14 protein-coding genes, 1 pseudogene and 1 CRISPR repeat array are annotated in these 16445 nt (G+C 38.1%); all 15 genes and pseudogenes read left to right on the top strand.

The annotated features are described in order from the left end of the window. Positions 1-2 precede the first annotated feature (2 nt). Positions 3-3188, top strand: coding sequence for a carbamoyl-phosphate synthase large subunit (gene carB / locus IGJ23_RS06420; RefSeq protein ID WP_053766056.1), 3186 nt, complete (start codon positions 3-5; stop codon positions 3186-3188). A gap of 178 nt (positions 3189-3366) precedes the next feature. Next, positions 3367-4143: a dihydroorotate dehydrogenase electron transfer subunit gene (locus IGJ23_RS06425; protein ID WP_367011208.1), complete on the top strand. Its 777-nt coding sequence runs from the start codon at positions 3367-3369 to the stop codon at positions 4141-4143. Continuing rightward, positions 4140-5069, top strand: a complete 930-nt coding sequence (locus tag IGJ23_RS06430; RefSeq protein ID WP_438774704.1) for a dihydroorotate dehydrogenase — start codon at positions 4140-4142, stop codon at positions 5067-5069. Before IGJ23_RS06425 ends, IGJ23_RS06430 begins: the two co-directional genes overlap by 4 nt. Further along, complete coding sequence (gene pyrF / locus IGJ23_RS06435; RefSeq protein WP_010719209.1) at positions 5066-5782, top strand: orotidine-5'-phosphate decarboxylase; 717 nt, start codon at positions 5066-5068, stop codon at positions 5780-5782. The genes IGJ23_RS06430 and pyrF overlap by 4 nt, the downstream gene beginning before the upstream one ends. After that, a complete protein-coding gene (pyrE, locus tag IGJ23_RS06440) occupies positions 5764-6414 on the top strand; it encodes an orotate phosphoribosyltransferase (protein WP_367011209.1) in 651 nt (216 codons plus the stop codon). Before pyrF ends, pyrE begins: the two co-directional genes overlap by 19 nt. A gap of 185 nt (positions 6415-6599) precedes the next feature. Further along, a CRISPR array of direct repeats spans positions 6600-7031; the repeat unit is 36 nt; unit sequence GTTTTAGAGCTATGTTGTTTTGAATGCTTCCAAAAC. Positions 7032-7271: 240 nt separating this feature from the next. Next, on the top strand, positions 7272-7913 hold the full coding sequence (locus IGJ23_RS06445) for a YfbR-like 5'-deoxynucleotidase (RefSeq protein WP_010719207.1): 642 nt from the start codon (positions 7272-7274) through the stop codon (positions 7911-7913). 31 nt (positions 7914-7944) lie between these two features. Next, a complete protein-coding gene (locus tag IGJ23_RS06450; RefSeq protein WP_053766052.1) occupies positions 7945-8649 on the top strand; it encodes a carbonic anhydrase family protein in 705 nt (234 codons plus the stop codon). Next, positions 8646-9554 carry a LysR family transcriptional regulator gene (locus IGJ23_RS06455; protein WP_063627085.1) on the top strand — a complete coding sequence of 303 codons (909 nt, stop codon included), beginning with the start codon at positions 8646-8648 and terminating at the stop codon, positions 9552-9554. The genes IGJ23_RS06450 and IGJ23_RS06455 overlap by 4 nt, the downstream gene beginning before the upstream one ends. A gap of 721 nt (positions 9555-10275) precedes the next feature. Continuing rightward, on the top strand, positions 10276-10449 hold the full coding sequence (locus tag IGJ23_RS06460) for a hypothetical protein (RefSeq protein ID WP_179133717.1): 174 nt from the start codon (positions 10276-10278) through the stop codon (positions 10447-10449). Positions 10450-10692: 243 nt separating this feature from the next. Further along, the gene (locus IGJ23_RS06465) at positions 10693-11952 is read left to right on the top strand and encodes a hypothetical protein (protein ID WP_438774705.1); all 1260 of its coding nucleotides are present in this window, start codon (positions 10693-10695) and stop codon (positions 11950-11952) included. Between the two features lie 146 nt (positions 11953-12098). Beyond that, a pseudogene (locus IGJ23_RS06470) lies at positions 12099-12658 on the top strand (transposase); the annotation flags it as partial. A gap of 405 nt (positions 12659-13063) precedes the next feature. Further along, positions 13064-13786 carry an ATP-binding cassette domain-containing protein gene (locus tag IGJ23_RS06475; protein WP_126343980.1) on the top strand — a complete coding sequence of 241 codons (723 nt, stop codon included), beginning with the start codon at positions 13064-13066 and terminating at the stop codon, positions 13784-13786. Further along, on the top strand, positions 13783-14454 hold the full coding sequence (locus IGJ23_RS06480) for a methionine ABC transporter permease (RefSeq protein ID WP_438774706.1): 672 nt from the start codon (positions 13783-13785) through the stop codon (positions 14452-14454). Before IGJ23_RS06475 ends, IGJ23_RS06480 begins: the two co-directional genes overlap by 4 nt. An 11-nt stretch (positions 14455-14465) precedes the next feature. Next, entirely contained in the window at positions 14466-15278 is an 813-nt protein-coding gene (locus IGJ23_RS06485) for a MetQ/NlpA family ABC transporter substrate-binding protein (protein ID WP_228196906.1), read from the top strand. Positions 15279-15541: 263 nt separating this feature from the next. Further along, positions 15542-16348 carry a YusW family protein gene (locus IGJ23_RS06490; RefSeq protein WP_438774707.1) on the top strand — a complete coding sequence of 269 codons (807 nt, stop codon included), beginning with the start codon at positions 15542-15544 and terminating at the stop codon, positions 16346-16348. Positions 16349-16445 lie beyond the last annotated feature (97 nt).

The raw sequence follows: 16445 nt of genomic DNA on the forward strand, positions 1-16445 counted from the left end.
CCATGCCAAAACGTACAGATATCAAAAAAATTATGGTGATTGGATCAGGTCCGATCATCATTGGTCAAGCGGCGGAATTTGACTATGCCGGAACCCAAGCTTGCCTTGCTTTGAAAGAAGAAGGATATGAGGTCGTTTTAGTAAATTCCAATCCCGCAACGATCATGACTGATCAAGAAATTGCCGATCAAGTGTATATCGAACCGATCACACTAGAATTTGTTTCAAGGATCTTGCGAAAAGAACGTCCTGATGCTTTGTTACCGACTTTAGGCGGACAAACGGGCTTGAACATGGCAATGGAACTAGCAGAATCTGGTATTTTAGATGAACTAGGCATTGAGCTGTTAGGGACAAAATTATCTGCTATCGATCAGGCAGAGGATCGTGATTTATTTAAAAAGTTGATGGAAGAACTGAATCAACCAATCCCCGAATCTGAAATCGTCACAACTGTTGAAGAAGCAGTCGAATTTGCTAATAAAATTGGCTATCCAATCATCGTTCGTCCCGCTTTCACATTAGGTGGAACGGGTGGTGGAATGTGTAAAAATGAAGAAGAACTTCGAGTGATCGCAGAAAATGGTCTGAGCCTTTCTCCAGTGACCCAATGTTTGATCGAACGCAGTATTGCAGGATTCAAAGAAATTGAATACGAAGTTATGCGTGACTCGGCTGATAATGCCATTGTTGTTTGTAACATGGAAAATTTTGACCCAGTGGGTATCCACACAGGCGATTCGATCGTCTTCGCCCCAAGTCAGACTCTTTCAGATCATGAATACCAACTGTTGCGCGATGCATCATTAGCGATTATTCGTGCATTGAAAATCGAAGGCGGCTGCAATGTCCAACTTGCACTTGATCCACATAGCTTCAATTATTATGTGATCGAAGTTAACCCACGTGTTTCACGCTCTTCTGCTTTAGCAAGTAAAGCAACTGGTTACCCGATTGCAAAATTAGCGGCTAAGATCGCTTTAGGTTTAACACTTGATGAAATGAAGAATCCGGTAACTGGAACGACTTATGCAGAATTTGAACCAGCTTTGGACTACGTCGTTGCTAAGATTCCTCGTTGGCCATTCGATAAATTTGAGAATGGGGAACGAGTTTTAGGAACTCAAATGAAAGCAACTGGCGAAGTAATGGCGATTGGTCGTAACATTGAAGAATCCCTATTAAAAGCTGTCCGCTCTTTAGAGATCGGGACACACCATTTGGAACTACCAGAACTAAACATGATCGATGATAGTGAATTGATCGAAAAAGTTGTCCGTGCCCAAGATGATCGCTTATTCTATGTCGCAGAGGCGATTCGCCGCGGCTATCCAATTGAAGAATTGGCGGAGTTGACAAAGATCGATTTGTTCTTTTTAGACAAGTTGCTCCATATCGTTGAACTAGAAACTGAACTGTTGGAACACCCGCAGGATGAAAACGTCTTACGTACTGTGAAACAAAACGGGTTTACGGATCAAAAGATTGCTGAACTGTGGAAAACTGAAGCAAAGCAGATCAGAGAGCTTCGTGAAAAATCCGACATCAAACCCGTATACAAAATGGTCGATACGTGTGCGGCTGAATTTGCTTCACAGACGCCTTATTTTTACAGCTCATACGAAGTTGAAAATGAAAGTGAACGATCCGAAAAAGATTCTGTTCTTGTCTTAGGCTCTGGACCCATTCGAATCGGTCAAGGGGTCGAGTTTGACTATGCAACGGTCCATTCAGTTAAAGCGATCCAACAAGCAGGTTATGAAGCGATTATCATGAATAGCAATCCAGAAACAGTTTCAACCGATTTCTCGATCTCTGATAAACTGTACTTTGAACCATTGACTTTTGAAGATGTGATGAATGTCATTGAACTTGAACAACCGATTGGGGTAATCGTCCAGTTTGGTGGTCAGACAGCTATCAATTTAGCGGAGCCGTTAGTTCAAGCGGGGGTCAAAATTTTAGGTACTACAATTGAAGATCTAGATCGAGCTGAAAACCGTGATTTATTTGAACAAGCGTTAAGAAGCCTGGAAGTACCTCAGCCACTAGGTGATACTGCAACTAGTAAAGAAGAAGCAGTAGGGATCGCTTCAAAAATCGGTTATCCTGTTCTTGTCAGACCAAGTTATGTCTTGGGCGGTCGAGCAATGGAAATCGTTGAAAATCAACAAGATTTGGAAGATTATATGGAACATGCAGTGAAAGCTTCCCCAGAACATCCTGTTTTGATTGACCGTTATTTGCTTGGAAGTGAATGTGAAGTAGATGCCATTTGTGATGGGGAAACAGTTCTAATCCCTGGAATCATGGAACACATTGAACGTGCAGGGGTCCATTCGGGGGATTCCATGGCTGTTTATCCGCCACAAGCACTCTCAGCAGAAATCAAACAAACGATCGAAGACTATACGATTCGCTTAGCTCGTGGATTAAACTGCATCGGTATGATGAATATCCAATTCGTGATCCACGACAATCAAGTTTACGTGATCGAAGTCAATCCTCGTGCAAGTCGAACGGTTCCGTTTTTAAGTAAAGTTACAGGAATACCGATGGCTCAAATCGCCACAAAAGCGATCTTAGGTGAAAAGTTAAGTGACTTAGGCTTTACGAATGGCTTATATCCAGAATCAAACGCTGTCCATGTGAAAGCTCCTGTATTCTCGTTTACTAAATTGCAACAAGTGGATACCTACTTAGGTCCTGAAATGAAATCTACTGGAGAAGTCATGGGCTCTGATCAAAACTTAGATAAAGCACTATATAAAGCGTTTGAAGCATCAGGTCTACGCCTGCCAGATTATGGTGCCGTCTTGTTCACGATCGCTGATGAAACTAAAGAAGAAGCGTTAGCGCTAGCTAAACGTTTTTCAGAAATTGGTTACAGCCTATTAGCTACCAAGCATACGGCAGCTTATTTTGAAAAAAATGGGCTGATCGTCACGCCTGTTGCTAAAATCTCTGAAAAAGCAACGGAGAAAAATGTTGTTGAGTTGATTCGAGAAGGAAAAGCACAGGTCGTTGTTAATACCATCGATAAAGATCGAGGAAATGCCTCGAAAGACGGATTTATCATTCGCCGAGAAGCAGTTGAACATGGTATTCCTTTATTTACTTCATTAGATACAGCGGATGCGATCATTCGGGTAATGGAGTCTCGAGCTTTTTCAACACAAGCGATTTGATCAGCATGTTCTAAAATGACAGTTCCTATAATGATTAAGTAATAGTTAAAATAGCTTGTAGGCACCTAAACAGAGATAAAAGTGATCATTTTCGTTCGCCTTGTTACTGACATTGGTTGAAAGGATCACTTTTGTCGAGATGTTTGGCAATGAAAAAATCCCAAAGAGGAGAGCAGATATGAAGCAAGAAGTCATGACAATCATTCAACAAACACAACTAGCACCACGTATTTATGAATTGACTTTAAAAGGAGAATTGGTCAAAGAAATGTTAATACCTGGGCAGTTTTTGCATATTCGAGTACCTAGAGCAGATTTGCTTTTACGCCGCCCCATCAGTATCCATTCGATTGATCAACAAAACTACACTTGCCAGATCATCTATCGAATCGAAGGTGAAGGAACGAAAGAATTTTCTACGTTGAAAGCTGGCGATTCTTTAGACGTTTTAGGGCCATTAGGCAATGGCTTTGATCTATCTGGGTTGTCCGCAGGAGATGAAGTGTTCATCGTAGGGGGAGGAATTGGTATCCCACCTTTATATGAATTAGCCAAACAACTGAATATGCGGGACGTAAAAGTCACCAATTTTTTAGGATTTGCATCAAAAGAAGTCATGTACCATGAAGCAAAGTTTCATGAATTAGGTGAAACCAGAGTAGCGACGGATGATGGTACTTATGGGATCCATGGAAACGTCGGGAATCTGCTAATGAGTACTCATAAGCAACCAAAAGCTGTCTTTGCTTGTGGTGCAAATGGTCTCTTAAAAACAGTCGAACAACTTTTTGTGGATCACCCAAATGTCCAATTGTCCTTAGAATCACGAATGGCTTGCGGTATCGGTGCTTGTTATGCGTGCGTTTGTCATCGACCGGATGATGAAACTGGAACAAAAAGTGTCAAGGTGTGTGACGAAGGGCCAATTTTTAAAGTAGGAGAGGTTGTCTTATGAGTAATCTCTTAGCAGTTAAGCTCCCGGGTTTGGAATTGAAAAATCCGATCATGCCAGCCAGTGGATGCTTTGGATTTGGAAAAGAATATGGGAAATATTACGATTTGAATCAATTGGGGTCGATTATGGTCAAGGCGACAACACCGCATGCAAGGTTTGGTAATCCCACCCCACGTGTGGCGGAAACACCCTCCGGTATGTTGAATGCGATCGGATTGCAAAATCCCGGTCTGGAAGTTGTCATGAATGAACTGTTACCAGAATTAGCTGTCTATCCAGATTTACCTATCATTGCGAATGTCGCTGGTGCCTGTGAAGAAGACTATGTCGAGGTTTGTCGTAAAATTGGTGAAGCGCCGAATGTCAAAGCAATCGAGTTGAATATTTCTTGCCCGAATGTCAAACATGGCGGCATTGCCTTTGGGACAGACCCAGACGTTGCCTTTCAATTGACACAAGCTGTCAAAAAGGTTGCAAGTGTACCAGTTTATGTGAAACTTTCCCCTAATGTGACGGATATCGTACCTATCGCACAAGCAATCGAAAGCGGTGGGGCAGATGGCTTTACGATGATCAATACGCTACTTGGTATGCGAATTGATCTGAAAACACGTCAACCTATTTTAGCCAACCAGACAGGCGGTCTTTCTGGTCCTGCGATCAAACCAGTGGCGATTCGTTTGATCCATCAAGTCGCCGCTGTTTCCGAGTTGCCGATCATTGGTATGGGTGGTGTCCAAACTGTTGACGATGTCTTAGAGATGTTCATGGCAGGAGCCAGTGCCGTGGCAGTAGGAACAGCTAATTTTACGGATCCGTACATTTGTCCGAAACTGATCGAAGAACTACCCATACGAATGGCAGAATTAGGGATCGAATCCCTCCAACAACTAATCAAAGAAGTAAGAGAGGAACGAATGAAATGAACCAACGACCAATTATTGCTTTAGACTTTTCGACGTGGCAAGAAGTGGAACAATTTATGCAACTATTCCCTGAAGAGGAAAAATTATTTGTAAAAATCGGAATGGAATTATTTTATCAGGAAGGACCGATTATTGTTCGTTGGTTGAAAGATGCTGGACATGAAGTATTTTTAGACTTGAAACTTCATGATATCCCTAACACGGTGGAAAAAGCCATGCGTGGGTTAGCAAAACTAGGCGTGGATATCACTTGTGTCCATGCAGCTGGCGGAATCAAAATGATGCAAGCGGCACTACGTGGGCTAGAAGAAGGAACGCCTGCTGGCAAAAAACGCCCATTGTTGTTAGCAATCACTCAGCTTACTTCAACGAGTGAAGCGGATATGCATCATGATCAATTGATCCAAGTTCCCTTAGAAGAAAGTGTGATCCATTATGCGAAATGTGCCGAAGCTGCCGGACTAGATGGCGTTGTTTCTTCTGCCTTAGAAGTGAGTGGCATCAAAGCAGCCACCCGCCAAGATTTCATTTGTCTTTCTCCAGGTATCAGACCAGAAGGAAGCGTTGCAGGTGATCAAACGAGGATCGTCACGCCTGCCCAAGCTCGGGGAATTGGTTCAACTTTCATCGTGGTTGGACGACCAATCACTCAAGCGAAAGATCCCTACCAAGCCTATCAAACAATCAAAGAAGAATGGAGTCGATCAATTTGAATACGATTGAAAAGAACATTGCCAAAGATTTGTTAGCTATTGAAGCGGTTTTCTTAAGTCCAAATGAACCATTCACGTGGGCAAGTGGACTAAAAAGCCCGATTTATTGTGACAACCGCATCACGATGAGTTATCCAAAAGTCAGAAAAGCAATTGCTCAAGGGTTAGCAGAAAAAATCAAGCAAGCATTCCCTGACGTGGAAGTCATTGCTGGTACAGCAACAGCAGGCATCCCTCACGCTGCATGGGTGGCAGAAATCTTGGACTTGCCTATGATTTATATCCGTAGTAAAGCGAAAGATCACGGTAAAGGCAATCAAATCGAAGGACGGATTTTTGAAGGTCAAAAAATGGTTGTGATCGAAGACTTGATCTCGACAGGCCAAAGCGTTTTAGAAGCAACGGAAGCAGCCAAAAGAGAAGGCGCTAATGTATTAGGCGTAGCAGCGATCTTTACGTATGAACTACCAGCAGGTGAAGAAAATTTTGCCAAAGCAGAGTTACCACTATTTACTCTCACGAATTATTCTGTCTTGATCGAAACAGCGTTAGCCGAAAAATATATTGATGAAGCGGAATTAGCCTTGTTAAAAGAATGGAAAAAGAATCCAGCGGACTGGTTAAAACAGTAACGAAGGATACGAAGATGGAACAAAAACAAAGGACTCATGAAAAAGGGCTTTCGTTGAACAAAATCCATGGTATACTAGGATCAAACAAAACAACTGAATGAAACAAAGGAAGCATCCAAGACGAAAGTTTTGCTATGGACGAGTAGCGCGATTACGAAATTTCGTAAGAAAAAAATTTCTGCGAGGTTTTAGAGCTATGTTGTTTTGAATGCTTCCAAAACTTCGATAACTCTGAGCGCATCTTCTTTATCGTTTTAGAGCTATGTTGTTTTGAATGCTTCCAAAACAATTACGGTTGGACTTATGAAGGACCTGCAGTTTTAGAGCTATGTTGTTTTGAATGCTTCCAAAACATCTACACTAAGTTTAATGGAATTAAAGGAGTTTTAGAGCTATGTTGTTTTGAATGCTTCCAAAACGCTCAATATCAAGCATAGCGCGCGCGTCATGTTTTAGAGCTATGTTGTTTTGAATGCTTCCAAAACTTTGGAATCTACGTGGGAAGACTAGTCCAAGTTTTAGAGCTATGTTGTTTTGAATGCTTCCAAAACCAACGATTGAATCAGCTGATGAAAGGTACTGTTTTAGAGCTATGTTGTTTTGAATGTTTCTGAACTAATAGTTGCTGTACTTCGCTTGTCGTTTTTAAGGCGAAGAGCTTGCATTGAGCTGGTTTTGAATTTTATGATTATGTTTAATGGAAACTAGAGTTGTTTTTCTGGTTTCTATTTTTTTATAGTAAAATTGCGTGATTCTCAGTAAAAAGATTAATTTTTCGTTGATTTACAAACGGGATGTTTGCGAAAGATAGTTATTTAATGATAAAATCATCGGAAAAGTAAAGGGGAGGCTATTTTATGGGATTGAATGAATTTATTTTAGGTTTGAATAATTTGGAAAAAATTACACGAGCGCCAGGGTTCTTTAAATTTACTGAACATACGGTAGCCGCTCATTCTTATCGAGTGGCTTCGATTGCTCAAGTCTTAGGTGACATTGAAGAGGTTCATGGTCAAGCGATCGATTGGAAATTACTTTATGAAAAAGCGTTAAATCATGATTATACAGAACGTTTTATCGGGGATATCAAAACACCGGTCAAGTATGCAAATAAAGAGTTACGGGGAATGTTACAAACAGTTGAAGAAAAGATGACGGATGAGTTCATCAACCAAGAGATTCCGGAAGAGTTTCAAGAAGTATACCGCCGGCGATTGTTTGAAGGAAAAGATGACACAGTGGAAGGTGAGTTATTAGCAATCTCTGATAAAGTCGATCTATTGTATGAATCATTTGAAGAGATCATCAAGAACAATCCAGAAAAAGTATATAAAGAGATGTTTATTGAAGCGGTAACTACGATAAAAGGGTTTGAGCATCGTCCTTCTGTCAAGTATTTCTTCAACGAGATTTTCCCTGAATTACTGAATCAAGAATTTTATGGGAAAGAAGACTTTTTAGCGACTGTTTCCACGATCGTTAAAAATAGTCAACAATAGAAAATTTTGCAAAGATGCAGGAGGAATAAAAGTGAAAAAGAATATGGATGTTGAATGGGGATATACGGGAGAAAGAGGACCGGAACATTGGGCTGAATTATGCGACTGGTTTGCTAAAGGTGCGGCGTTTGAATTGCAGTCGCCCATTCCATTGACCACTTGTGAACCAGCGAAGGATCAATCAGATACCATTGCTTTTCATTATCAGAAGCAACGGTTTACAGATAAAGAATTTAAAAATACGATCCACTTGGTTCCTTATGATCAGCTTAGTTATGTCGAATTTAAAGGTCAGAAATATTATCTCACAGATATCCATTTTCATATGCCTTCTGAACATCTGATCAATGGGAATCAAGAAGATATCGAGTTCCACTTTGTTCATATGAATGCTAAAAAAGAAAATTTAGTTGTCGGTGTGATGTTTCAGCTAACGACGGATGAAGGTTGGTTGTATGATCGAGACAATGGCGATAGTTGGGATGTAGAAAAACATGAACATTGGACCAATCCATTGGTTCTTTTTCCTGAACAAAAAAGCCATTACCATTATGTCGGCTCTTTAACTACGCCACCAACGAGTGGACCAATCCAATGGTTTGTCATGGATCAAGTGCAAAAACTAAATAAAGATTTCTTGATTCCTTTTAAAGGACAGTATGCACAACCAAACAACCGTCCGCTCCAACCGTTGAAAAATCGTCCAATCAGTTATTTTGTGAGGGATCATCAGTGAACTTCCAACAATTAAAATATGTAATTGCTGTAGCGAACAATGGGAGTTTCAGAGAAGCAGCTAAAAAACTCTATGTCGCACAACCAAGTCTTTCCGCAGGAATCAAAGAATTAGAAACCGAGTTAGGGATCACGCTGTTCACTCGAACGAATCGAGGGGCGTATCTGACCGAGGAAGGACAAGAGTTTATAAAAAGAGCGGAACGGATTCTCTTACAGTTAGAGTCTTTAGAAAATTATTATTTGACGAATGAGAAGCGTGAAAGCTTTTCAATTGCTTCGCAACATTATGATTTCTTAGGTCCTTTAACAGCAAAGTTGATCTCTTCTTTCAAAAGTGAGATCAAACAGTTTCGTATCATTGAAACAACGACTGCTAATGTGATTGAAGAAGTGAAGGATCAGCATAGTGAGATTGGGATTCTTTATATGAATGAACACAATCAAGCAGGGATCAAGCGCTACTTAGAGCAAGGGGAGCTAGTTGCCCATTCATTAGGAGAATTTCAAACGCACATTTTTTTACGTCAGGGACATCCGCTCAGTGAGAAGAAAGAAATTTTTAAAGAAGAATTACTTCCTTATCCCCAAGTGAGATTTACACAAGATGGCAATAATTTTCCTTATTTTTATGAAGACTTGATTGAAAGTCCTGATCAAGAAACGGTTATCTATACGAGTGATCGGGGAACATTGATGAATATCGTGTTAGAAACAGATGCTTATGCTTCAGGTTCTGGGCTGGTCATTGGTGAGATCAAAGAGTATTTACGTTTGATTCCATTGGCAAATAGTCCCCAAAATGAATTGTACGTGATTTATTCAGCTAAGCGCCAATTAAGCGAAATTGCACAAAAATTCATGGAAAGTCTAACCGTTTTACTAAGTCAGATCAAAACAAATTGAAAAAGCTCTTTGTCAATAAGGGCTGATGAGTGGTGTAAAATCAAATCTGGGTCAGAATGAACCTCATTCTGCCTCAGATATTTTTTGTGTTTTGAAAGACAATGAGACAAAATAAATACCAAGTAATATTTTTTTCTTCACATTATTTAAGTCTCCTTAAAAGGTGTTAGATAGCACTTTCAACAAAAAAACGCTTTCTTATTCTGATATATTATATACTTTAAGTTATGTAAAAAAATTTCATAAAATATGTGTTTTACGTCATAATCGCTAATATTTACTCCTCCGTAATTGTTTAACTAAACCAATTTTTCATGGTATTTTTTTAGATATCTATCACTAAATTATCTCTCGCTACTCCTTATAGTAATTTATCTAGTTGATTGATTTGTAAAATACGATCAACCTGTACAAATGAACAATGAATAAATTTATAAATTACCTTTATAAAATATAATAACAATTGTAAATTATTTGTATGCAAAAAATTTCGAATTTTTATATCAAAACCTTAATCTATATCCTAAAATGAATTGAATTTCGTTGCTCTTATTGACTGTGGATGTGGAAATAATTTTTTATAAATAAAGGACAATACAGAAAAAATGAACGATTATGACATGAAAACTATTTTTTATGACTTTTATATATATAATTTGATTTCTCTGTTATGATTTATTCAGAAAGCGCTTTCTGTTTTTGGGTTTCGAGGTAATAGAAAATGAAAAATAAGTTTATCTTATCTTTAGATATTTTAACTATTGGAATTTGCGTATCTGAAAGCAAAATCTCTGGATATGCTTCTACAATAAATGAACCATCTACTGTGGCAGATAGTAGCCAAGAATTAACTCTTTTAGATAAAAATGTAGTAGCTAAGGTAAATATCTATTAAAAGTGAAGCGTCTCTATGTGCACTCTATCGTTGGGTACAAAAATAGGAACGTGAAGGACTAGTTGGTTTGATTAGAAAGACTCGAACAGACTTTGGGCAAATTAAAGTTTCAGACGTTAGATTTTTGGTCTAACTTTTGATGATCGGTGCATTATGGCTTTTGAAACAGAATTTTTTCTGTATAAGTTTTTATTTTCCGTAGGATAAGTGAAAATCATTAAATGAAAAGGAGATTGATGGCATATGAGATTAGACAAAATGATAGTTACTTTTATTAATGCTTTAAGCATAGCAAGTGGAATAGGCGGAGCAAGGGCACTGCCTAGTTTAGACAACCAAAATCAAGGGAGGGGATTAGGAAAAGTACTAGATTTAGAAAACAGGAATGAAACCACCCGTTTATCTGATAAAACTTATCCACACAAAAAACTACACTCAAAACACAGAAATAAGGGGGACTTAAAACATTTAGATGAAATACAAGATGATGTTTCAAGACAGCCATATTCTGCTAAAAAATTTTTACATAAAAAAATAAAGAATCTTATTAAGCAAGAAGAGACAAATTTTAAAAAATTAAAAGAGGGAATTTCTACTGAAAGTTCTATAGAAGTTAATCAATTACAAACGAATCTCCGGCGGGTTCAAAATTTTTGCTCGAAATTCCGTAAACTAAGAAATGATATAGTAATTGAATATGGTAAAATGACACAGCAAAAGGTAAATTTAAGAAAGCATAAAATAAAGAACAAAAAAATGCTTAAAGAATGCTATAAAGAAATAAAAGTTTTAAGTACAAATAAAAAGCATATCGACTATCTTATATCCAATTGTAAAGACATGGTAAGTCAATTACAAGAGTCTATAGAATCAAAGAAAACCCATTCTGTGAGCACAAGTAAATCAACTATGACAACATCACACACAGAGCAACCTACGACAACATCACACACAGAGCAACCTACGACAACATCACACACAGAGCAACCTACGACAACATCACGCACAGAGCAACCTACTATTTCTCTACAAGAAACAGAACGTATTCTAATAAGAAGTAAAAAACTTATATCCCAGTTCAACGAGGGAACTCAACAAATCAATGCTTTCCGTAGGCAAGAAAAAGAGTTACTTTTACTATTACAGAATCAGAATAGGACTCAATTTGAAAATCCTCGTAATATTAGTGACGTAAAAGCAGACCTTAATGAGATAAATCGTAACATAATTCCAAAATTAGAGTCGGAAAAATTTCATATTCAAGCTGAAATAATTAAGGAGGTAAATCATATAAATTCGCTTGAAGGCCAAGGTAAAATAAGTCCTTTTGAAGCAAAAAAGTTTCTTAATGAGTATAATAAACTCAATATTAACTTTGCTAAAGAAAGAAACAAAAGAGACATATCATTGAAACAGAACCTTTCAAAAAAACTAGAAAGTATAGTTTTAAATAATTCAGAGAAACCTATTGCACAAAATACAACTATATCTATGACAAGATAGTCTACAAAAAGTGTGTAAACCTTGGCTCTTTGTCAATAAGGACTGATGAGTGGTGTAAAATCAAATCTGGGTCAGAATGAACCTCATTCTGTCTCAGATTTTTTTGTTATTTCATGTTGATTAATTGATTAATCAAAAAAATCCTAAGTTATCACAAAGAAAACAAAAAGAAATACAAGGAGAATCCATTTAACGTGGAAAACTGGCACTACCTTGAAGAACAAGATGAATACATTTGCCCAGCGAATCGTCCGATACCGTTCAAAAATGATAGTCGAAAGATAAAGGTGGCTTTATTCAAGATTTCAAAATCTATGAATGTGAGGATTGTCGGAACTGTCCAGTCCGTCGTTAATGTACGCGTGCGAAAAGTGAACAAAAGCGAAAAATTCAAGTAAATAATAATGGGCGCTATTTCAAAGCAGAATGCAGAAAAAAGCTTTTAGAGGAGAAAATCGAGGTCGAACCAGTGTTCGGGCATCTAAAGACTCACTTGGCGTTCCATCGTTTCCATTTACGTGGGAAACAAGGAGCAACGATTGATATTGGTTTGGCACTGATGGCATTAAATTTAAGAAAATTAGGAAAATATATGGAGAGGAAAGTGTACATAATAGAAAAAATAAGTTCGATTTTGACACTAGCCATCAAAGTCGAACTTATTTTCTTTTTGAGAAAGAACTATTGTCCCGCTCTCAAATTATAGAGCCATTGAAAAAGTGGTTGAATGATCGGCAACAGCGATCGTTTGACCGCTTTTTCTTTTCCTCCTATTTTTCGTTTTTATGAAAAAGAAACTGAATTTGTTGAAAAAAGAAATAACAACGTTGTTAGCTTATGGTGATTAATGGCAATAGATAGAATACATGCTTGTTACAGTGAGGGTTCTTAAAAGATACAGATAAGTCGGTTTATAAATCACTATTATTAATACAGTTAAAAAACAGATAGAAGATGAGTAAAAAAGTTGCTTTTTTACGAATACTCCGCCATTATAGAAACAGTTAGTGTTTAGGAAGCGTTTTTTATTCAAATAGAAAACCAATATGCTGATTTATCTATTTTTATTAAACAGTTTGATAAGGTGTACTATTTTTTATTGGAGGAACAGATGATTGAATTGATCAATGTAACTAAAAGCTATGAAGGCACGCAAGCGGTAAAGAATATTCATTTGACAATCGAACCAGGTGAGATCATTGGAATCGTTGGGAAAAGCGGTTCTGGTAAATCCACGTTACTTCGTTTGTTGAACTTAATGGAAGAACCTAGTAGTGGGGAAATCCTAATCGATGGTGTGGCCGTTCAAAAGTTGAACAAAAAAGAAAAAAGGCAGCAAAAACAAAAAATGGGGATGATTTTCCAAAACCATAATCTATTAGATAACTTAAAGGTGTATGAAAATGTGGCATTACCATTGAAGCTGCAAAAGAAAAAGAATCGTGAAAAAATTGATTATTTATTAAATTTTGTTGGGATGGCTCATAAAGCTGCTGTATATCCAGTAAAACTATCTGGCGGTGAAAAGCAACGAGTGTCGATTGCTCGGGCGTTGACACGTGACCCAGAAATTTTATTGTGTGACGAAGCTACAAGCTCACTAGATGAAGAAAATACGGAAAGTGTGATTCGTTTATTGCATAAAGTCCATGAAGAATTTCAGCCGACAATTTTCTTTGTTAGCCACGAATTAGAAACCGTGAAAAGCTTATGCCAAAGAATTTTGGTCATGGAAAATGGCGAGTTGATTGGCGAGTTAAGAAATCACCCACAACGTTATACGGAAGAAAACTTGACGTATTTTGAAAAAATAAAAAGGAGCTTAGCGCAATGATTCGTTCACAAAGCATGATGGAGTATTGGCCAGCGCTACTGACCAGTCTCGAAGAAACGGGCATCATGATGGCTATTTCGATGGGCGTGTGTGTGGTTGGCGGATTGCCACTAGGTTTAGGGTTGTTTTTGACGAATCCTAAAGTTCGAGGTCGTTATCCTTGGATTTATTGGACCTTGAATTTTTTAGTCACAGTGATCCGCTCTTTTCCCTATCTATTATTTGTGATTGCGTTGATCCCAGTAACTCGCGCGGTATTAGGCAAAGCCTTTGGTCCTATACCAGCTTCTGTACCACTTAGTATCATTGCGATCACCATCTTTGCTAGGCTAGTTGAACAGGTCTTGCTGGATGTCTCTGACGAAACCTATGCATTGGCTAATTCATTAGGGACGACTCGCTTCCAATATATCTGGCATTTTTTACTAGTAGAAGCTAGAAGTGGTTTAGTCTTGGCGTACACGACGACGACTGTCAGTATGGTTTCCTATTCGACAGTCATGGGAGTCATTGGTGGTGGCGGAATCGGTGATTTTGCTGTTCGTGTCGGTTATCAACGCTATGAATATGGGGTCATGTATGTCGCCATTGTGATCATGATCGCTTTAGTCTTTATTTTACAAATGCTGGGAAACTTTGTTGCTCAGACACTGGATAAACGAAAATAGGAGGAAGAAGAATGAAGAAGTTTTATTTAATTGGTTTTGCAATGATTGCGATCTTAACTTTAGCAGCTTGTGGAGGTCATTCAGCGGATAAAGACAAAAAGGAAATCAAAGTGGCTGTTCAGTTAGAGTCATCAAAAGATATTTTGGAGATTGCCAAAAAAGAAGCGGAGAAACAGGGTTACACCATTGATATTATGGAAGTAAGTGACAATGTAGCTTATAATGATGCCGTTCAACATGATGAAGCAGATGCCAATTTTGCACAGCATGAACCGTTTATGGAAATGTTCAATCAAGAAAAAAAAGCAGATTTAGTCGCCGTTCAACCCATTTATTATTTTGCGGGGGGCTTTTATTCCAAAAATTATAAGAATGCAGATCAATTGCCCAAAAATGCTAAAGTCGGTATTCCAAGCGATCCAACAAATGAAGGTCGGGCATTAGCGATCTTAAATAAAAATGGTGTCATCAAATTAAAGGACAACATCGGGTTCAACGGCACAGTGGCGGATATTGTTGACAATCCTAAAAATCTTCAATTTGAACGAATCGATTTATTGAATCTAGTAAAAGCCTACGATGAAAAGGACATTGCGATGGTCTTTTGTTACCCTGCTTACTTAGAACCAGCGGGCTTATCGACCAAAGATGCGATTTTACTGGAAGATGAAGCTGCCAGCAAACATTACGCTTTGCAATTGGTAACGAGAGAAGGGGAAAAAGACAGCGAGAAAATCAACGTATTGAAAAAAGCAATGACGACGAAAGAAGTCGCTGAGTATATTAAGAAAAATTCTAAAGGCGCAAATATTCCAGCTTTTTAAAAGAACAAAGAAAGTGAGAAGAAATCAACAAAACGCCTGTTTTTAACAAACGAGTAAGGGTGGCATTCGACATCTTACTCGTTTTTTTGCTGTCATGAAAGACAAGAGTGAAGTTTCTTGGATGAACCCGTTCAAAGATAGCAACAGATAAACCAAACGCTAACGATTAACTTTTTTGCTATTATTTGACACTAAGTACTATTCATTGTATATTAGTGGTGCAACACAGAAATACTTACATATATCAGAAAGAAGGAATACATATGAAAATGAAAAAATTGACAGGTTTATTATTAGCGGGAATCATTCTATCCACTGGAGCCACTACTTTGGCAAGCTCGCCAGATGTTTGTGCTGCAACAGTAATTTCAGAAAACCAGTATGAGAAGATCATGAGTTTTACCAAAGCAGACTTAGCAGCTGTAACGGGAATAGCGTTAGAACCAACAGAAGCGTCCATTCAACGCATGTATGATTCATTGAAAAAAGAACGTGTTTGGTTGGCTCTTGGCTATTCTTCGACTGAAGCACAACGAATTACTAAAAGAATGGCGCAAAGTACATATCAAGCAATAGGTATTTTGACAAGTATGGCAAATAACCAAAATATCCAATTGAAAGTCGTTGTCATCGACAAACCTAATTACAGCACAATAAACATTGGGACAATTGGATCTGTCGACAAGCCAACCGTCCCAAAAGATGAACCTGAAAAAGAAGACACCAACAAACCAGGCGATTCAGCGCTACGTTCTTTGGTAAAAGAAATTGAAATTGAAATCGAGTATCAGAAAGAGAAAATCAAACTAGATTATGAAGTCAAGTCAAATGGCAAAATCAAAGCAGAAGTCAAAAATGAACAAACAGGTCTTAAGTTACAGGATGCAAAAGCGCAGACCTATGTCGAAACACTGTTTGTAGGACTAGATGCAAAAACAAGCAGTCAAGAAGAAATCAAAACGCATATTATGGAACAGTTAGATGCGAATCAAAAAGGGTTGAAAAAATTTGCTTTTAAAGTGAAATATGCAGATAAAACAAAAGTAGATTTCAAAATCAAGTACAAGTAGATCAGGAAAAAAGGTGTACGGGGAATAAATGGGAATGCGTTAGAGAATCAGTCTAACACAAGGTTCTCAAGACTTCCTGTCCACCTTTTTCTTTTCT

Origin of the sequence: Enterococcus sp. DIV1682a (assembly GCF_051711005.1) — a bacterium.
GTDB lineage: Bacteria > Bacillota > Bacilli > Lactobacillales > Enterococcaceae > Enterococcus_B > Enterococcus_B hirae.